General features: G+C 52.6%; 17 protein-coding genes. 4 read left to right on the plus strand and 13 right to left on the minus strand.

Annotation, left to right across the window (positions count from 1 at the left end; all coding sequences use genetic code 11):
* Positions 1–49: 49 nt before the first annotated feature.
* The 4 genes from OIN60_RS13660 to OIN60_RS13675 are packed head-to-tail and all read right to left on the minus strand — an operon-like array spanning position 50 to position 4220.
* Positions 50–1057, minus strand: coding sequence for a Gfo/Idh/MocA family protein (locus OIN60_RS13660; RefSeq protein ID WP_305755395.1), 1008 nt, complete (start codon positions 1055–1057; stop codon positions 50–52).
* Between the two features lie 2 nt (positions 1058–1059).
* On the minus strand, positions 1060–2154 hold the full coding sequence (locus tag OIN60_RS13665) for a Gfo/Idh/MocA family protein (RefSeq protein ID WP_305755396.1): 1095 nt from the start codon (positions 2152–2154) through the stop codon (positions 1060–1062).
* 4 nt (positions 2155–2158) lie between these two features.
* Positions 2159–3007, minus strand: a complete 849-nt coding sequence (locus OIN60_RS13670) for a sugar phosphate isomerase/epimerase family protein (RefSeq protein ID WP_305755397.1) — start codon at positions 3005–3007, stop codon at positions 2159–2161.
* A gap of 49 nt (positions 3008–3056) precedes the next feature.
* Positions 3057–4220 (minus strand): Gfo/Idh/MocA family protein, encoded by a 1164-nt coding sequence (locus OIN60_RS13675; protein ID WP_305755398.1) that lies wholly within the window; start codon positions 4218–4220, stop codon positions 3057–3059.
* Positions 4221–4447: 227 nt separating this feature from the next.
* Between OIN60_RS13675 and OIN60_RS13680 the strand changes: the two genes are divergently transcribed.
* Positions 4448–5290, plus strand: coding sequence for a helix-turn-helix transcriptional regulator (locus OIN60_RS13680; protein ID WP_305755399.1), 843 nt, complete (start codon positions 4448–4450; stop codon positions 5288–5290).
* Here the strand turns inward: OIN60_RS13680 and OIN60_RS13685 are convergent.
* A complete protein-coding gene (locus OIN60_RS13685; RefSeq protein ID WP_305755400.1) occupies positions 5281–7515 on the minus strand; it encodes an FAD-dependent oxidoreductase in 2235 nt (744 codons plus the stop codon). The genes OIN60_RS13680 and OIN60_RS13685 overlap by 10 nt on opposite strands.
* A 132-nt stretch (positions 7516–7647) precedes the next feature.
* Between OIN60_RS13685 and OIN60_RS13690 the strand changes: the two genes are divergently transcribed.
* On the plus strand, positions 7648–8451 hold the full coding sequence (locus OIN60_RS13690) for a helix-turn-helix domain-containing protein (RefSeq protein ID WP_305755401.1): 804 nt from the start codon (positions 7648–7650) through the stop codon (positions 8449–8451).
* A gap of 28 nt (positions 8452–8479) precedes the next feature.
* Here the strand turns inward: OIN60_RS13690 and OIN60_RS13695 are convergent, their stop codons facing one another.
* Positions 8480–8713: a DUF1450 domain-containing protein gene (locus tag OIN60_RS13695; RefSeq protein ID WP_305755402.1), complete on the minus strand. Its 234-nt coding sequence runs from the start codon at positions 8711–8713 to the stop codon at positions 8480–8482.
* A gap of 130 nt (positions 8714–8843) precedes the next feature.
* Here OIN60_RS13695 and OIN60_RS13700 point away from each other — a divergent pair, with 130 nt between their 5' ends.
* Entirely contained in the window at positions 8844–9830 is a 987-nt protein-coding gene (locus OIN60_RS13700) for a bile acid:sodium symporter family protein (protein ID WP_305755403.1), read from the plus strand.
* Positions 9831–9892: 62 nt separating this feature from the next.
* On the opposite strand, the gene OIN60_RS13705 is transcribed toward OIN60_RS13700, so the two are convergent.
* Genes OIN60_RS13705 through OIN60_RS13715 form a run of 3 tightly spaced genes read right to left on the minus strand, consistent with a single transcriptional unit; the run spans position 9893 to position 12388 of the window.
* Complete coding sequence (locus OIN60_RS13705) at positions 9893–10426, minus strand: MarR family transcriptional regulator (RefSeq protein WP_370872487.1); 534 nt, start codon at positions 10424–10426, stop codon at positions 9893–9895.
* A gap of 43 nt (positions 10427–10469) precedes the next feature.
* A complete protein-coding gene (locus tag OIN60_RS13710) occupies positions 10470–11963 on the minus strand; it encodes a monooxygenase (protein ID WP_305755404.1) in 1494 nt (497 codons plus the stop codon).
* A 20-nt stretch (positions 11964–11983) separates the two neighbouring features.
* The gene (locus tag OIN60_RS13715) at positions 11984–12388 is read right to left on the minus strand and encodes a RidA family protein (RefSeq protein WP_305755405.1); all 405 of its coding nucleotides are present in this window, start codon (positions 12386–12388) and stop codon (positions 11984–11986) included.
* Positions 12389–12596: 208 nt separating this feature from the next.
* Here OIN60_RS13715 and OIN60_RS13720 point away from each other — a divergent pair, with 208 nt between their 5' ends.
* On the plus strand, positions 12597–13790 hold the full coding sequence (locus OIN60_RS13720; protein WP_305755406.1) for an oxalate decarboxylase family bicupin: 1194 nt from the start codon (positions 12597–12599) through the stop codon (positions 13788–13790).
* Between the two features lie 62 nt (positions 13791–13852).
* On the opposite strand, the gene OIN60_RS13725 is transcribed toward OIN60_RS13720, so the two are convergent.
* The 4 genes from OIN60_RS13725 to OIN60_RS13740 form a co-directional block, all read right to left on the minus strand.
* Positions 13853–15769, minus strand: coding sequence for a PTS fructose transporter subunit IIABC (locus OIN60_RS13725; RefSeq protein ID WP_305755407.1), 1917 nt, complete (start codon positions 15767–15769; stop codon positions 13853–13855).
* Positions 15770–15850: 81 nt separating this feature from the next.
* Positions 15851–16762, minus strand: coding sequence for a 1-phosphofructokinase (gene pfkB / locus OIN60_RS13730; protein WP_305755408.1), 912 nt, complete (start codon positions 16760–16762; stop codon positions 15851–15853).
* Between the two features lie 3 nt (positions 16763–16765).
* Positions 16766–17512 carry a DeoR/GlpR family DNA-binding transcription regulator gene (locus OIN60_RS13735; protein WP_305755409.1) on the minus strand — a complete coding sequence of 249 codons (747 nt, stop codon included), beginning with the start codon at positions 17510–17512 and terminating at the stop codon, positions 16766–16768.
* A gap of 235 nt (positions 17513–17747) precedes the next feature.
* On the minus strand, positions 17748–18140 hold the full coding sequence (locus tag OIN60_RS13740) for a hypothetical protein (protein WP_305755410.1): 393 nt from the start codon (positions 18138–18140) through the stop codon (positions 17748–17750).
* Between the last annotated feature and the right edge of the window lie 135 nt (positions 18141–18275).

Raw genomic sequence — 18275 nt, forward strand, 5'->3', positions numbered from 1 at the left:
ATCCCTTCCGAACAAGGAAGGAACACCTGCTTTCGCTGTTTTTTGCGCTTTATTTAATGTGGGCAGTACGGGAGGCTTCATAAACCTGCTTCACCAGTCTGAGCGATTTGATGCCTTCGGTACCGTCAAGCCAAAATTTCTTTCCTTCCCGAACATGTGCATAAAAATCGCGAATCATCAGCCTGTGCCCGGTTCCCCAATAGCTTTTGGCACCGGTGATGGCAAGCGGCGGCTCACACAACAGCGTTTCCCGCCCGTCCCTAGAAAGATACAGACAATCCCTCCGCTGATGAAGGGTCCCTTGCTCAAATACGATCTCCAGCTCCACCGGTGAATTGACCGCATAAGCGTTGGTGGCATATAGAATCGCCGTCGCTCCGCTGGCAAACCGGAAATGAGCATGAGCGGTGTCCTCCACCTCGATGACACCATCCAGCACATCCGTCGTTACACTGCCCCGGACAGCTTCCACCGGTCCGCCGAACCACTGCAGCAGATCCAGTGTATGGATGGCCTGGTTGATCAGCACCCCGCCGCCTTCCGTAGCCCATTTTCCTCTCCAGCCACCTTTTGCATAATAGCCTTCATTCCGGTGCCAGGTCACGATGCCCTTCATGCCAACCAACCGGCCCAGCTCGCCCGATTCAATGATTCTGTAAATGGTTTGTGAGGACTCGTTGTATCGGTTCTGCAGCACCACACCCAGTTGTCCCTTGCTATGGTCTGCGGCCTGCACCATCCGTTCCGCTGCTTCGATGCCTGCGGCCAACGGCTTTTCCGTCACCACATGCTTCCCGGCCTTCAGCAGCTCGACGGCCATCCCGGCATGCTCATGATGCGGCGTACATAGATGCACTACGTCGATGTCCTCCCGCTCCAGAATGGCAAGATAATCGTCCGCTGCCTCGCCCCCGTATTCCGACGCGGCGGCTTCCGCCTTGTTCCTGTCCCGGTCCACCAGCAGCCTCAGCGTCACATCCTCCAGTTCGCTGACCGACAGAGCATGCAGCGGATGAATCGAGCCGCAACCGATGATGGCCGCACCCAGTTGCTTCATGCTCATACCTCCTGTTCAACCGCAATATGCAATGCCATGTCCTGAGCCTGCAGGCATAGCTCTGCCGCCTTGAACGCATGCTCCTGCGTCATGGCCCTCTCCGTGCGGTGCAAGCAGTCCAGAATCAGCTCGCCAAAATAGGGATATCCCACCTTGCCGCTGACTTCAAAATGCTGCTCCCCGTCTCCATTGACCAGGTACACATGATTTCCTTGTGTAGTTCTGGCAACATCGATATATTTGCGCAGCTCAATCGTTCCTTCCGTGCCAAGGATGAAAGTTCTTCCATCCCCCCACGTCCCCAGACCGTCCGGTGTGAACCAGTCCACCCGGAAGTAATGGGTGCTGCCGTTGTCACCAAGCAGTGTCGCATCCCCGTAATCCTCCAGCTCGGCATACTGCGGATGGTGGTAGTTGGCTACCTTGCTGTGCAGCACTTTGGCATTCCGATTTCCTGTAAAATAGAGAAACTGCTCGATCTGATGGCTCCCGATATCGCAGAGAATGCCGCCATAATTCTGCTTACGGAAGAACCACTCCGGGCGGGAGGCGGCATTCAAACGGTGCGGACCGAAGCCTGTCACCTGCAGCACCCGACCGATCACTCCCTGCTGCACAAGCTGCCCCGCGAACACGGCAGCTTCCACATGGATTCTTTCGCTGTAATATACGGCATATTTCCGGCCGGTTGCCGCCGTTTTCCGGCGCGCGCTTTCAAGCTGCTGCAGCGAAGTGAACGGGGCCTTGTCGGTGAAATAATCCTTGCCTGCGTCCATGACCTGCAAGCCGAGGGCGCAGCGCTCAGAGGGCACGGCCGCTGCGGCCACCAGCCGAACCTCGGGATCATCCAGCACTTCCTCCAGGCTGGCCGCGGGTCTGGCCTCCGGGAACCTTTCCCTGAATTGGCGCACCTTCGCCGGATCGGGGTCGTACACCCATTTCAGCGTCGCTCCCGCTTCCGTCAGCCCGTTGACCATGCCGTAAATATGGCCGTGATCCAGAGCCGCTGCTGCGATGACAAATTCACCGGGGCGAACGACCGGATCAGGCTTGCCCTGCGGCGCATAATTCATGCCGTCCTGCCTGTTTTCAGCCATGTGCTCACAGCCTTTCCCGTATGAATTTAGCAAACGCTTTCAGAAGCTGCCGTGAGTCATATTGGCCGCTGAAATCCTCAATGCCGAGATAGCCTGCATACTGGACGGATTTCAGGCTCTGCAACACCTCTGCATAATTGATCATTCCTTCCTCCAGCGGGGACCAGTCCGCCAACCAGCGTACAGTGCCGTCCGCTCGCCGTCCCTCCTGCCTCCAGGCGGCGTTCTTGATATGCACATGCGCAAGATAAGGACCAAGCAGCTCTATTCCCATTTGGAACGGCTCATATCCCTCATACACCATGTTGCCCGGATCATAGAGAACCCCGATATAATCGGGATTGCAGCCGCTGACGAGACGGTAGGCGAGAGACGCGCTCGGCGCGATCGTCCTGTGGTGGGTTTCAACCAGCCCCTTAATGCCATACCTTTTGGCCAGAGCCTCTACCTCCTGCAGATACCGCACCGTTTCTTCATACAGCCGCGGATAAGGCGCGGTTCCGTCATATCCTGCGACACCGACACGAATCATCCCTGCTCCTAATTGACTTGCCGCATGAAAAGCCTGCTCCGCCGCCTCCAAATTTCCCACCGGCAGATAAGGCATCAGCCCCGCCACCTTAAGCTCCCTTGATAGCGTGATTTCTCTAAATCTCAGCAATTCTTCCCCGGAAAGCCGTGGATCGATGGTGCAGCGGTTATTGCGCCAGTACGAGGGCTGCTCTTCTACGGTATTCGGTGAGATCTCCTTATACCTCCACTCCACCCCGTCGAGCCCCGCTTCCCTGGCAGCATCCACCAGCGCCTCTGGTGTAAGCTCCGGTGTAGCAACTGTAAATACAGAAAGCTTCATATGCAGTCGCTCCTTTCATAGGTATATCGAATCAGCCCGGGTCTAATGCCTAATGTGAACCTGATACATCCAATACGACACTGCCTCCGTCATTTTTACGGAAGGAAGAATGACGAATTCGTTCATTCAGCATGTCTGCGTACAATTGCTCATTCAGAGGCAGGCTGACCCAATCGTCGGTCCAGGTGGACAAATGCATCGCATTGGATAATGTCAGTCCGAGAATGCCTTCCTCCCCTGGGGCAAGCAGCTTTTCTCCATACAGAATCGCATTCGTGAAATTTTGCAGAATACCCCTGTGTTGGCTTCCATCCCCGCCAGCTACAGGGATTTCGCATGTCCAGCATTCCGGACTGCCGAAGCCCCCTTTATAGGTCGCGTTAAATTCAGGCTCCGGCGTCCGCAGCCTCCAGAAGGTCAGCTTGCCATCCTCGGCCACAATTTTGCCGCGATCGCCCGTCACCTCGAAGCGGTTCGTGCCCGGTGCTTCGCCGGTAGTCGTAATAAAAACGCCTGTCGCCCCATTTTCATACTCTGCATAAGCCGTAACATCGTCTTCCACTTCAATATTGCGATACTTGCCAAATTGGCAGAAGGCTCTGATCCGTACCGGCATCATACCTGTCGTCCACTGCCACAAATCGAGCTGGTGGGGGTCCTGGTTCAGAAGCACGCCGCCCCCTTCCCCGGCCCAGGTCGCTCTCCAGCCCCCAGAATCATAGTAGCTTTGAGAGCGGTACCAGTTCGTAATGATCCAGTTCATTCTGCGCACCTCGCCCAGCTCACCCGACAGCACCAAATCCCGCAGCTTCTGGTACAGCGGATTGGTGCGCTGATTATACATGATGCCGAACATCCTGCCTGTCCCCGCTGCGGCCACGTTCATTTCACGCACCGCCTTCGTGTACACGCCGGCAGGCTTCTCCACCAACACATGATAGCCATGCCGGAAGGCCTGCACCGCAAGCGGGGGATGATCATAATGCGGCGTGGCGATGAGTACCGCATCCATAGCCTCTGAAGCATAAAAGTCTTCCGCATCGCTGAATTTGAGCACGGTGTCGGGCAATTTCTCCTCCGCCCAGCGAAGGCGGTCGGGGTTCGCATCACATACCGCAGTCAGCTCCGCTCCCTGAATGTGCCGGCTCAAGCTGAGAGCATGCGAGGTTCCCATATTGCCGATGCCAATGATTCCGAATCGCACCTTCTCCATTCCGTTCCAGCCTCCCTCTTCCTTATCAGATCACCCTTTTCCATCCTTCTTGAGTGTAGCCTGAGAACAATGGCCAGAACATAGCCGTAACTAAGGAGTTTTTGTACGATCCTAAGATGAATCCGATAAATCTGCTATAATGAATGACAGCGCTAACAATACGACACGGCCTGCTGATCGTTTAAGCTATGCTGCAGACTCGCCGTGGCTCAGGAGGTGCAATCGCAGTGGATGCCTCGAACCCGTTCTACTTCGGACTGCTCGACGGACTGACGGTCAGTGTATCCCATGCCCAGCAGCGCAGCACGTATGCCGGCTGGAACCGTTCGGAGGAACAACCTTCATTTAACAGGCTTTATTTCATCGCCGGCGGTGAAGGGAAAGTGGTGATCAACGATGTCCCCTACTATCCCAGAGCCAACCAGGTTATGCTGATGCCAGCCTTCACCCGGCAGATCACCGAGACGTCCGTTCACAATCCGTATGACCGTTATTTTATCCATTTTGACGCACGCATCGGTGAATGGCCATTGTTTCACGCCGCGAGCCGGCTTTTCATTACCGACGTTTCCGAACCTGCAGCCGTCCGCTCCCTATTCGCTGACACGATCACGCAATTCAACCGGCCCAGCGTGTATTCTGTGCTGAGAATGAAGGCCTCCGTCCTCTCTATCCTGGCCTGCTGCTTTGAAGAAGAGGGACATACCGACTTTATTCATGAATTCGTGCTGCCAGCGGAACACGGCAACCTGGCCAATGTGCTGCAGTATATCAACAGCCATCTGCATGAGCAACTGCAGGTGGAACAGCTTGCGGAAATCATGCATCTGCACCCCAATTACTTTATCTCCTATTTCAAAAAATACATGGGCGTTACACCGATGAGGTATGTGCTGGAGAAGCGGATGGAAGAGGCTAGACACCTGCTCTCCTTCTCTGATTGGGGCATTACCGATATCGCAGAGCATATGGGTATAGAGCTGGCTTATTTCTCCAGAAAATTCAAGCAGCTACACGGTGTCTCCCCGAAGGCTTACCGTGCAGCCACCAACGATTCGGTTCATTCGTAAACCCGGATGGCGACCACCTCCGCGCTTAGAGCCCCATTCGTGCGCTCGATGACCAGCCGCACGGCGTCTGTGCTCACTGGCACCTCCAGCCGGTGAACACGGCGACGCTTCCGGTTGCCGGCCTCATGGAACAGAAGCGTCCAGCTTCCTCTGCAGCGCGCTTCGAGCCTGTAATCCGCGACAAGCTCGGGAATGGTCTCAAACGGTGTCCGGTGATGATGCAGATTGATCAAATCCTCATTAACATCGTCGTTGAAGATCACCTGAATTTCGCGCACGCTTTGCAGCTTAGGCCACTCAAGGGCGATCCACTCCTCAGCGCCATCCTTCATCCGCTCTGACACCCAGGAGTGCGGCCCACCATATGGCCTGTTGTATCCGTCGATTATATTCTGCGGGGCATATGCGGTCCCGGCATCCGACCTGACGCAGAAAGGCCTCCGCACACGACCGCGCTGACTCCAGATCACCACAGGCTGGTCAAATCCGCTGTCTTTTCTAGCAGCCGCTTCATCCCACTCAAAGCTGAGCACGCCGGTGAACGCAGCATCAGACCAGTGGAGCGCCACTGCCGGGTTGCTGCGGATAATAACGAAGGCATTTTGCGCTTCCTCAGGCTCCCACGGTATTTCAAAAGCAGCCCACTGCTTCTGCCCAGGCTGTACCTCCGCAGCGGCCTTGCATTCGCAATGGATCGGAATATAATTTTCCGGCCGGCCGGTGCTCCAGACCTCCAACTCCAGCTTGGTCGCCTCCTCAACATCCACAAGCAGCTCCAGCTTGCCGGACCGTGTCCAGAACGGTAGCAGAACGGCAGCGTCCCGCTCCAACCGCTGCATGCCCGCCGATTCGGTAATCTCGATGCGTGACATCCAGGAGGATGCCCGCACCTGCGCGGATTGCGCCTGATTCTGCTCATCCGGCACACATAAACCGAGCACGGCGGCATCCTGGCGCAGCAGCGTCAACTGCAGCTCTCTGAGCCTGAAACGATACAGCTCTCTGGGGCGGATGCCATACTGAATGCACAGCGCGGCCCCCGTTCCGGCCGCTTCACCCATCACGGCACAGGTCCCCATGACCCGTGTGGTGCCGAAGGCTACATGCGTCGCGCTGATGTTGCGACCGGCAAACAGCAGGTTGCGCACATTGACGGAATACAGCGCCCTGAAAGGAATATGGTAGTTTCCATCGGCGTGCCGGTGCTTGGAGCCGCGCTCCTTGGCGTACATGCCCTGCGGAGGATGCAGGTCAATCGACCAGCCGCCGTAAGCGACGCGGTCATTGAACGGCGTCTGCGCCACAATATCGTTTTGCGTCAGCATATAATCGCCGATAAAGCGCCGGTACTCCCTTTTTCCAGGCACTGATCCGACCCACTCCAGCGTCAGCCGCTCCGCTCCGAATTTGCCGGAGTTTTTGATATAATCCCATATTCCGTAGATGACAGCCCATAATTCGTCACGGATGCGTTCATTATCATGCAGCGTGTCCAGCTCTCCTCCCCACTCGATCCACCAATAGTGGCAGCCGTTATCGCCGCTCTGGATAACCCTGCGCATGGGAAGACCCGCCGCTTCGATATCACGGGCAAAGGACGGCGCCACAAACCTGACCGGTTCACCCGCATCCTTCGTGTAGAACAGCAGCGTGCTGCCAAGCGTGATATCGTCGCTCACCAAGGGAGCCCAGTCCTCCTGAAATTCTGACTTGGCCTCCCTGCCAATCCGGTAGCGCGCTCCCGCCAGAAAGCCGACAAGACCATCACCTGTACAATCCAGAAAGATATCGCTGCTGAACATGATGCGCCGCTCGGAGCCTGTCATCCAGCCTGTCACAGAACGGATTACCTGCTGCCCGCCATCCTCATAGACGTCCACTTCATATACGTCGGTATTCAGAAAGAGGGATAGGTTCGGTTCGGATCTTACCGTCTCCAGCACCACCAGGTCCCATAAATACGGATTGCCGAGCGGATTACGGTACTGGTTCTCCACCAGCATTTCGCCCATAATGCCAGTTTCACGGGCATAACGGTTAACGCCGTGCGCCGTCCCGCCGCATACCCAAACCCGTACCTCGCTGCTGGAATTGCCCCCCAGCACAGGCCGGTTATGCACCAGTGCCACCCGCTGCCCCAGTCTTGCCGCTGCGACGGCCGCACAGACGCCGGCTAGTCCCCCGCCGATGACCGTAATATCAAATGACTGATGTTCCTCCCTCATGCCTTCAAGTCCCCTTTCAGAGATGATGTTCATAGCTTTCATTTCATCATAAGCGAACAATAAAAGGGAATGAATGCATTTTCTTTCATGTGGGTTTATACTTTATTTCATACAGCTCAAGGAGGGATACGTGTGCTGGGGCGTACAACCTATTTGTGGCATCACTACTGGCAGAATAAAAAAGAATTTGCGAAAAACTCCGACATTTATCCTGTCTGGACCCTGTTTGCAGTGGAGAACGGAAGCTTTTCCTATATCATTGGAGAAATAGAAGGAGACGGAACAGAAGGGGACCTTGTGCTGTGCCCGCCGGATATTCCGTTTGGAAGGAAGGTGATTCAGCCGCTGAGCTTTCACTTTCTGCATTTCAATGTGGAGCCTAATCCAATATTGGACAGTTGTATGTATTTCTACCCGTTGCAGACTGGAGCCATGCGTATCAGCCGGGACTGGCTGCCCCGTTTCCACTCCACCTGCGCGCTGCTGCGCGAAATGCCCGCGCCGCAAGGAGCCGTGGGAGAGCATCAGCCAGCCGTCTTTCAGCATTTGCTGGATGATCTGCTGCTGACGGCATCGCTAAAGCCGCCTGCACCCGCTGTGCAGACGGCGGTTCATGATCCTTTGATGGCCCAAGCCTGGGCCAGACTGACCGAGGAAGCATGCGGCAAAATCAATCTGCGCGGGCTGGCGCGGGAACTGAAGCTAACCCCGGTACAGCTTACACGCAGATTCCGGGCCGCGTATGCCGTCAACCCGAGCGAATATGTGACAAGCCTCCGCATGCGCAGAGCCTGCCGGCTGCTGGAAGAAAGCATGCTAACGCTGGAGGAAATCGCAGAGCAATGCGGATACGAGAACGGCTACTATTTAAGCAGAGTTTTCCGGAAGCAGCTCGGCATGTCCCCTTCCGCCTATCGCGACCGTTCCCGTGTCTAGCCAGCCAATGAGCAGCCTAGTCGGACGTTTATTTTTTGCTGATCCGCTTCTCCAGCTTCTGCAGCAGCAGTTCAGCCTCCGACGCCCGGATGACCTCTGATTTCATGACGGCGAAACATTCTGTTCTGCATATTTTGCAGCTACCGAGACAATCCTTCTTTTTGATCTTAATATCGTCGTCTTTCTGGTAAATATCCTTTAACGTTTTGTATGCAGGCTTGGAGCCTTTAGCCAGATTTTTTCTGCAAAACTTCACCTTCATGCTTATTTCACACCCTTGATGTTGTTCAAAGTTGTATTATACCATTAATACAGAATCGTTCACCGTTTTCTGACCAGATTGGAGAGAACCTTCCTTGATAAGAAGCTGTTTAATTCGCATAAATACCGTTATGGAAAAATGGACTCCGCTGATCGCGCCCGGCAGTTTGGTGCTCGGCATCCTGCTCGCACGCTGGCTGAGTCCTTATATCGGGCTGGTTCCGTGGATATTTGCTTTTATGACGTTTGCCGGCAGCCTGGGCTCCAGCTTTAACGATCTGAAAAGAGTGCTGGCCCGCCCACTGCCGCTGCTTATGTCCCTGCTGCTGCTTCATGTATGGATGCCCTTGGTCGGCTGGGCCGCAGGATCACTTTTCTTTCCCTCAGACATCTATACAATCACAGGAATTTTGCTCGCTTTTACGATTCCTACCGGGATCATCAGCTTTATGTGGGTATCCATATTCAAAGGCAACATCGCCGTGACACTATCACTGATCCTGATTGATACCTTCCTGTCTCCTTTTATCGTACCTTACACCCTGAAGGTTGTGGTCGGAGCCGATGTGCAGATCGATACGCTCGGCATGATGGCAGGCTTGCTGTGGATGGTCGTTCTTCCTTCCTTGCTAGGTATGCTGCTTAATTATCTGACAAAAGGGCAAATAAAAAACGGGCTCGGCCCCTTGCTCGCTCCTTTCAGCAAAATCGGATTGATTGCCGTCATTTCCATTAACGGCTCTGTGGTCGCTCCCTTTATGCTGGATTTTGACTGGAAGCTCGTTCAGATCGCAATGGTCATTTTGCTGGTGGCCGCTTCAGGTTATCTCTTCGGACTGCTGGCAGCACGGCTGTGCAAATGGGACCGCGGGATCACCGTGGCGATGACCTTTAACTGCGGCATGCGCAACATCAGCGCAGGGACGGTGCTGGCCATGACTTATTTTGCCCCTGCCGTTGTGCTGCCTGTGATTCTGGGATCCTTATTCCAGCAAATTCTGGCTTCGAGCTATGCGAAGTTGCTTCGCTTTATATACAGGAAACAGGATCAAGCCGCACTGACCTCAGAAATTTCATCTTACAAAGCAGGACATCGAAGAAATCGACCTGATGTTTAAATAACACAGACATGACAAAAGAACAGCGCACTGGCCTTGTATTTGACCGGTGCGCTGTTCCTTTAGTATTCCCATGCAAGCAGATCCTGCAGCAGCTCCTTGGCGAAATCCAACTGCTCAGGCGTATATTTGCCGAGGAAGTCTTTGAACCGCTGTTCAACTTCCTTATGAAGCTTGTCATGGATAACATGAAGCTGCTCTCCCCGCAGGGTTAAACGGAAGAAAACCTCTTTCTTGTTGTCGTTGAGCTGTTCCCTTCTGATCAAGCCCTGCTCCAGCAGTTTGCCGCTGATGCGGGTAATGGAGCCCTTCGTTAAATTCATTTTCTCGGAGAGTGTAGTGACATTGATCGGCTCGTGATCGCCTATGCATGCAATCATGTGAATGTCCGACAGGTTCAGATTCAGACGGAGGCCGAGCGTCTCCTCCAGCTTGTCCTTTTCTTCCTCGACCCGTGAGGTCATTACGTTATCCTTCACTTCCTGCTGGCTGATCAGCCTGATGAACAATTCAAAAATCCACTCTTTGGTCACATCCGTATCCTTCATGTTTAACAGCATGCTCCTCCGGTTAGTTTCGTCCTCCTTATTATACATATTGTTTACCCCAAAACAATAAAAAGGTCAGAATCCGGGGTACTTATGCTTTAAGCCCCCAGTGATCAAGTCCCTTTTTAATGATTTCATGAACATTGTCCTCCGTCCGGTTCACCGCCCAGGCAACATAACCGTCAGGCCGGACAAGAGCAGCATGAACGTTGTGCCAGTCGGCTTTTGTGGACTCAACTTCTCCCTGTACAACAAGCACCCGCTGATCGTCCAATCCGGAACAAGCCTCCTGCAGACTTGGTTCATCCACAGCATGCAGCAGCACAAATTTGCCGGAATGGAAATAGTCATAAAATCTATGGATGCTTCCATCCGAAAGCTTAATTTGGATATCAGCCAGCCTGCAGCCGTTCAACGGATGCTCCGGCATATTCGCATCAGGAGCATAACGGACATGGAATGCCGAAATCTGCTCTGCCATAATATAATTGGCTGCAGGAATTTGCAGCATACGCGAAAGCAGGTCACGCAGTTCCTTCACCTTCGGCGAGGATTCCATCAGCATCGTCTGCACTTCCGTGTTTCTCAGCAAGGCGGTGTTCACCGGATAACGCTCCTCATGGTAGCTGTCCAGCAGCCAATCCGGCGCCTTTCCTTTAATTTGGGCGGCGAGCTTCCAACCCAGATTAAAGGCTTCCTGCAGACCGACATTCATCCCCTGCCCTCCGGCCGGAAAATGAATATGGGCAGCATCACCGGCGAGCAAAATGCGTCCTTCCCTATATCGGTCCGCCTGGCGGGTGGCATTGCCGAACCGGGAGAGCCAGTGAGCGTCAGTTATGCCATAATCGGTGCCAACGATCCGTTGCAGACTTGAACATAGCTCGTCCAAGGTTACCGGCTCCTCTTTAGGCACGCCTGTTCTTGCAGCATCAACGACAACCACACGGTACAGAGGAGGTGTCATCGGTACAATCATCACGATCCCCTTTTCATTATAACTGGATACCGGTCCTGCAGGCGGCTCGTTTAGGGCCACATCCCCCAGAATCGCTGTGATGGTCGTATCCGTTCCGTTGAATGCAATGCCCGCCTGCTTACGTGCGGTACTGCCGGCTCCATCGGCACCGACGACATACTGGGCAGTGAGCAGACTCTCTCCATCCCGGCCGCTGACCAGGACCTCCGCCCTTTCATCATGCTGCTCAATACGCAGCGCCCGCTGCTCACGTAAAATGTCAACCCCAAGACTGCGGGCCCAGTCTTCCAGCATCTGTTCAGTATGCTCCTGTTCAAGATAGAGCGTGTAATTGGATGCAGAATCCAGAGCACTAAAATCAAGCCGAGTATCGAGAACTGCGAAATGTCCTGTCGGAAGCGGTTGTCCCAGCTCCAGCAGTCTTCCCTTCAGGCCACGCATATCCAGCAGCTCCAGACTTCTCGGGTGAATGGTAAGCGCCTTGGAGTAAGGGGTTGTTTCTTTTAATTGCTCAATGACACAGACTTTTATATCGGCCAAGGCCAGCTCCGCCGCAACCGTCAGGCCGACCGGGCCTCCCCCAATAACAATAACTTCATAATTCATGATGATTTCCTCCTGTAAGATCAATTTATAATTGCCGCTATAACATCTACTTCAATCAGCCAGTCCGGCATGCCAAGCGCCTGAACTCCCAATAATGTGCTCGCCGTTAAAGGCCACTCCTCGCCAAATACCTCAAAGCCCGCTTGGAAAATAACCTCCACCAGCTCTTCACGGTGATGGACTACGTGAATTTTCATCTGCACCACATGCTCGGGCTTCGCCCCGGCTGCCTCCAGCGCCAAATTGATATTTTTGAACACCTGCAGCGCTTGCTGCCTGTAATCGTTGATGCCAATCAGCTCACCTTCTTGGTTAACGGCCACCTGCCCGGAAATAAAGGCTAGACTTGACGGTGGTGTGACAACCACTTGAGTGATTAAATGACTGAACCTTCGATCCAGAGTCGAAGGATTTATTTTTTCCATACGCTTCACCCTCCTTTTTTGTTTTTCACAAAACAATATCACTAAAAAATATTGTTTTGTACGAAACAATTTTATTATAACACTCGATTTTTATTTAGCAATATCTATCAAGCCTGTTCGCCACATAAAAAAGCTGGTCGTCTCATATGCTGTTCTGAAAGTTTTGGGTTCTCCCGCAACTCATGAAATCGGAAGGAGATTGAGGCACTTGGGAAACCAACAGGAACGAAAAACAAAGCATAATAACATACCACAGCCGATTCGGGAAAATGGGGCGGGCGGTCCGGATTACGGACCACGGGATATTCTGCGTGACAGGCAAAATCCCGATCTGCTCGTCCCTCCGTCCACCGATAATGGTCTGCTGCCCAATCTGAAATTTTCTTTTTCAGACACACATATGAAGCTGAACCATGGGGGATGGTCCAGGGAAATCACAGCCCGCGAGCTGCCGATCGCCACAACGCTAGCAGGCGTAAATATGTACCTAACGCCGGGAGGGGTGCGTGAGCTTCACTGGCATCAGCAGGCGGAGTGGGCATTCATGATTCTTGGGAGCGCACGGATCACCTCGGTCGATCAGGATGGCAGAAACTTTATAGCTGACGTAAGCGCAGGAGATCTTTGGTATTTCCCACCCGGCCTGCCGCACTCGATCCAAGGATTGTCCTCAGGGTGTGAGTTTTTGCTTGTTTTTGATGACGGAAATTTCTCGGACTTGAACACATTATCCATCTCAGACTGGTTTGCGCATACACCCAAGGAAGTTCTGTCCGCCAACTTTGGCGTTCCTCCACAAGTTTTTGACACTCTTCCTCGGGATCAGGTCTATATCTATCAGGATGAAGTGCCTGGTCCTATAGGAACCCAGCAGGTTCATTCCCCTTATGGCACGATCCCTTTAAGCTTCACCCATCGCCTGCTGGCACAGCCTCCGCTAAGAACGCCCGGAGGGAGCGTGCGTATTGTAGACTCCAGCAATTCCCCTGTTTCCACAACCGTTGCGGCCGCTCTGGTCGAAGTCCAACCAGGCGCTATGAGAGAGCTGCATTGGCATCCCAATCAGGACGAATGGCAGTACTACCTGACGGGGGAAGCACGCATGACCGTTTTTGCAGCCAACGGAATAGCCCGCACGTTTGATTTCAGAGCCGGAGACGTCGGTTATGTTCCATTTGCCAATGGCCACTACATTCAAAATACCGGGGCTAAAACACTATGGTTTCTGGAAATCTTCAAAAGCGACCGTTTTAAAGATATCTCATTGAACCAATGGATGGCGCTTACTCCACGCGAGTTGATCCAGTCCAATCTGAACGCTGAGGAAGAACTGCTTGATGCCCTGCGCAAGGTCAAATGGCCTGTTGTCAAATATCCTGCTGAAAATGAAAAGAAGCCATAAAAAAGCAAGATTCCCCTCACATCATCGCGGAGGGGAATCCTTTTACTTTTTATAGCTTCTTTTTATGCTTCTGTTCTTTTTTTCCAGAGTCCCAGTACAAGTCCCGAAACGACTGCGCCAATCGCAACAGCCAGCAGGAAGAGCAGCGCGTGGTTGGCAAGAGCCGCCACGAAGATACCGCCATGCGGAGCCGGAATGTTGATGGCCCACAACTGTGTTAGGCCACCTGCGATCGCCGAACCCAAAATACAGGAGGTAAGCACACGCAGTGGATCGGCCGCCGCAAACGGGATCGCTCCTTCTGTAATGAAGGACAGGCCAAGCACATAGTTGGTCAGACCTGATTTTTGCTCCTGTTGCGTAAATTTGTTCTTGAAGAACGTTGTAGCCAAGGCGATAGCCAGCGGAGGCACCATACCGCCTGCCATGACAGCCGCCATCATCGTTCCGTTCTCGTTGCCGCTGGATGTAAATACCCCGATGGCAAATGTATATGCCGCTTTGTTGAACGGTCCGCCCATATCGATGGCCATCATGCCTCCGAGGACAAGACCGAGAAGAACCGCGTTACCTGTACCCAGGTTGTTCAGTGCGCCTACCACCCATGTGTTGATCGCGCCGAAAACCGGGTCGAAAATGTAATACATGACCGTACCGGCAATCAGCAGGCCGAACACTGGATACAGAAGGATGGGCTTTAAGCCTTCCAGCGTCTTTGGTAAACCGGCAAAAGCTTTACGCAGCCCGATGACTACATAACCTGCCAGGAAACCCGCCGCCAGACCACCAAGGAAACCGGCGTTGGAGTTCACGGCCATGAGTCCGCCCACCATACCCGGCATCAGCGCAGGACGGTCTCCAATGCTGACCGCGATAAAGCCGGCCAGAACCGGGATCAGGAAGTGGAATGCGCCATCTCCGCCGCCCAGCGCCATCAGCAGCTTGAACAGCGGATGCTCTGCTCCTCCGAGCTGCTCGAACAGGAAGGAGATCGCGATCAGAATCCCGCCGCCCACAACGAAAGGCAGCATGTGGGAAATCCCGTTCATCAGGTCTTTATAGATTTTACTGCCGATGCTGCCTTTTTCCTCATGCTTTTCGCCCGCACCGTTTCCGCCTGCGCTGCGGTAGATCGGAGCGTCTCCCTTCAACGCTTTCGAAATGAGCTCCTGCGGCTTGCGAATGCCGTCGCTGACCGGTCTTTGCAGAACAGGCTTGCCGTCAAAGCGGTCCATGTCCACCTTTTTGTCCGCTGCTACAATGACCCCTTTGGCACGGCTTATTTCTTCGGGCGTCAGCACGTTTTGCGCACCCTCCGAGCCGTTGGTTTCCACCCGAATTTGCACGCCCATCTCCGCAGCCTTTTTCAGCAAGGCATCCTCCGCCATAAAGGTATGGGCAATGCCTGTCGGACAAGCGGTTACCGCAACGACAAAGTCCTCGGATGCCGAAGCCGCTTTCGTTACCTCGGCAGGCGTTGGCTGGGCAGACGGTTTCTGCTTACTGTCTTTTTTCTCCGCCTCTTCCGCCTGTCTGGCATCAAACAGAGCTGTCACTTCATCCGGCGTGCGCGTATTCATCAGTTGGTCAATGAAATCGTTATCAATTAACAGTCTGGATAAGGCCGCCAGTGTGCGCAAATGCGTGTTACCTGCTCCTTCGGGAGCTGCAATCATAAAAAATAATTTCGCGGGCTCACCATCCAAAGATTCGTATTCCACACCTTTGCTGCTTTTGGCAAATACGACCGTCGGTTCGTTAACTGCTTTCGTTTTGGCATGCGGCATGCCAATGCCGTTGCCGATTCCTGTGCTCGATTCCCCTTCGCGCTTCAGGATCATTTCTTTGAACAGGACAGGATCATTGATCCGGCCGCTGGCGGCCAGGCTGGCAATCAATTCATCGATTGCGGCTTCCTTGGTCGTTGCCTGCAAGTCCATGATCATTGTTTCTTTCATCATCAGGTCTGTAATTCTCATTTTTTTGCACTCCCCTTGAGTTCGTTCAACACTTAGAGCGGCAGGCAAGGCCTCAACCTCGTCTGCCCCCTTCACATTTTCTTAACATTCAGTAATCTTTACCTGCGGCTGCAGCCGCTCGATCAGCGACCGCTCAGCCAGATCATCGGAAAAAGCAGTTGCACTGCCTGAAGCAACTCCTGTGCGGAAGGCCTCCAGAAGATCTCCATTAAGCACGTAGGTCCCTACAAAGCCGGCAATCATGGAATCACCTGCGCCAACTGAGTTTTTTACAGTTCCAGCAGGCACGCTTGCTTGATACACCTTATCCGATGTCATGAAGAGCGCCCCTTCGCCAGCCATGGAGATCAGAACGTTCTTAGCACCATACTCCAGCAGCTTGCGGCCGTAGGCTATAATCTCTTCACGTGTACGAATCTCGACGCCGAACAGCTCCGCCAGTTCATGGTGATTAGGTTTGACCAGCAGCGGCTGATGGACAAGCGTCTTCATAAGGGCTTCACCTGTCGTATCAATCACGAATTCAGCACCCGCCTGCCTGCATGCGCCGATCAACTTCTCGTAAAAGTCTCCGCCCAGCGAGGGAGGTATGCTTCCGGACAGAATAACGATGTCATCCTCATGCAGCGCAGACAATTTAAGCAGCAGCGCGTCAGCCTCCTCTTGACTGATATCCGGTCCAAGGCCGTTAATCTCTGTCTCGGCGCCATGCTTAAGCTTAATATTGATGCGGGTATCGCCCTGGACCGTCACAAAATCGGTTCGAATCAATTCCTCACGCAGCTTCTCGTCGATAAAACGCCCAGTAAAGCCCCCAAGAAAACCGATAGCGGTATTCTCTGCTCCCAATTGGCTCAATACCCGAGATACGTTAATGCCTTTGCCTCCGGGCAGCTTCAAATCCCTTGTCATCCGGTTCAAGCCGCCCAGCTTTACATCTTCAACCTCCACAATGTAATCAATGGAAGGGTTAAGCGTCACAGTATATATCATTGGTTATCCCTCTATTATTTTAGTTTCCTGAGCCATCGTCCGGCGCCAGTGCTCCGGCACGGATTCCGTAATCAGCACACCTTCCTTTAATTCAAATAGTTTGGCAAAAGCCACCTCGCCGATCTTGCTGGAATCCGCCAGCACGTAAGTCTTGGCTGACAGCTCGTGTGCACGCCGCTTGATCAACGCCTCTTCCGGATCGGGAGTGGTGTAGCCCATCTCCGCATCTACCCCGTTCGTGCCGATAAAGCATTTATCAAACCGGAAATTGTCCAGATTCTGAAGCGCAATACTGCCGATCACGGCTTTGGTGTGCATCTTCATCATCCCACCCAGCAGGTAACTTCGAATCCGTTGGCTCACCAGCGCTTCGACATGGGACAAGCCATTCGTCACCACGGTTACATCTTTAGCATCAATATGGGCAATCATGGCTAGTGTAGTCGTGCCCGCATCCAAATAGATACATTCACCGTCCCGTATTTCGCGGGCTGCCAAACGGCCGATGACATTTTTTTGTTGAACGTTTTTGAACGTTTTCTCATCCATGCCCGGCTCCTGGCTTTTCTGGTTAAGCAGAGCCGCTCCCCCATGAACCCGCTTGAGCAACTGACGGCCTTCAAGATCGATCAGATCCCGGCGGATTGTTGATTCCGAGGCTCCGATCTCCTCAATCAGCTCCTGCAATTTTACAATTCCATTATTTTGTAAGCGCTCTAAAATTAACTTGTATCTTTCCTCTGTCAGCATGGTCACTCCTCCAACTGAAGCTATCTTATCATATTATCGTTAAAAAACAATCATTTTCATTCAAAAAACTTCAGAAAAATTTAGCTTAACAGCGTTATTTTACAGAATTATGAACTGAATTTCCAATTTGTTGGTTTCGCTTACAAACTTAGGATTGCATCTGTTAGCCTGAACTACACAGTAAATCCAAAAAGACGGCATTTCATTCGGAAAGCCCAGAATGAATGCCGTCTTCTTACCTCCTGTCTTGTTCCTCCAGGATCATATCATCTTTGGAAACTTTCTCGAACTTAATTGCTTTTTCGTAAGATATCTTGCTATCATCAGCAGCCCAATCCACTAACGAAGTGATGATGTATGTACCATTCTTCTTGTGTACGGATAAGCCAGTAGTAATATACTCATATTCTGTGTGGTTAGCTCTATAAAATATATAAGTGTATTTTTCATCATCGTGTAGAGAGAAGCCGTTACTTTCAGAATCCCTTGCGATTTCATTCTGAACTTGTTCAGGAAGCTCACCAAAATTCAGGACTTCATATTCTACCTTCTGGTCCATAATTTTATACATTGCGAACGAAATGATAAGAACAACAACTATAGATGTAATTATGAATATTTTTTTCAATATTTCACTCCTTCTGTTAAACATGCGCATTTATTTTACCATATTCGTCCAATAAACGGCATAGCCTCTTTCCAAACATTCCTTTTCGAACATTTTGATCAAATGGCGCTATGTATACCTATAAAAAAATGCCCG

It is taken from the genome of Paenibacillus zeirhizosphaerae, from assembly GCF_030705605.1.
Taxonomy (GTDB): domain Bacteria; phylum Bacillota; class Bacilli; order Paenibacillales; family Paenibacillaceae; genus Paenibacillus; species Paenibacillus zeirhizosphaerae.

What these genes read in the sequence shown, in the direction of transcription:
- OIN60_RS13660 (WP_305755395.1), bottom strand. Translation starts at nt 1,057, where the DNA reads ATGAAGCAACTGGGTGCGGCCATCATCGGTTGCGGCTCGATTCATCCG.
- OIN60_RS13665 (WP_305755396.1), bottom strand. Translation starts at nt 2,154, where the DNA reads ATGGCTGAAAACAGGCAGGACGGCATGAATTATGCGCCGCAGGGCAAG.
- OIN60_RS13670 (WP_305755397.1), bottom strand. Translation starts at nt 3,007, where the DNA reads ATGAAGCTTTCTGTATTTACAGTTGCTACACCGGAGCTTACACCAGAG.
- OIN60_RS13675 (WP_305755398.1), bottom strand. Translation starts at nt 4,220, where the DNA reads ATGGAGAAGGTGCGATTCGGAATCATTGGCATCGGCAATATGGGAACC.
- OIN60_RS13685 (WP_305755400.1), bottom strand. Translation starts at nt 7,515, where the DNA reads ATGAGGGAGGAACATCAGTCATTTGATATTACGGTCATCGGCGGGGGA.
- OIN60_RS13695 (WP_305755402.1), bottom strand. Translation starts at nt 8,713, where the DNA reads ATGAAGGTGAAGTTTTGCAGAAAAAATCTGGCTAAAGGCTCCAAGCCT.
- OIN60_RS13700 (WP_305755403.1), top strand. Translation starts at nt 8,844, where the DNA reads ATGGAAAAATGGACTCCGCTGATCGCGCCCGGCAGTTTGGTGCTCGGC.
- OIN60_RS13705 (WP_370872487.1), bottom strand. Translation starts at nt 10,426, where the DNA reads ATGTATAATAAGGAGGACGAAACTAACCGGAGGAGCATGCTGTTAAAC.
- OIN60_RS13710 (WP_305755404.1), bottom strand. Translation starts at nt 11,963, where the DNA reads ATGAATTATGAAGTTATTGTTATTGGGGGAGGCCCGGTCGGCCTGACG.
- OIN60_RS13715 (WP_305755405.1), bottom strand. Translation starts at nt 12,388, where the DNA reads ATGGAAAAAATAAATCCTTCGACTCTGGATCGAAGGTTCAGTCATTTA.
- OIN60_RS13725 (WP_305755407.1), bottom strand. Translation starts at nt 15,769, where the DNA reads ATGAGAATTACAGACCTGATGATGAAAGAAACAATGATCATGGACTTG.
- pfkB (WP_305755408.1), bottom strand. Translation starts at nt 16,762, where the DNA reads ATGATATATACTGTGACGCTTAACCCTTCCATTGATTACATTGTGGAG.
- OIN60_RS13735 (WP_305755409.1), bottom strand. Translation starts at nt 17,512, where the DNA reads ATGCTGACAGAGGAAAGATACAAGTTAATTTTAGAGCGCTTACAAAAT.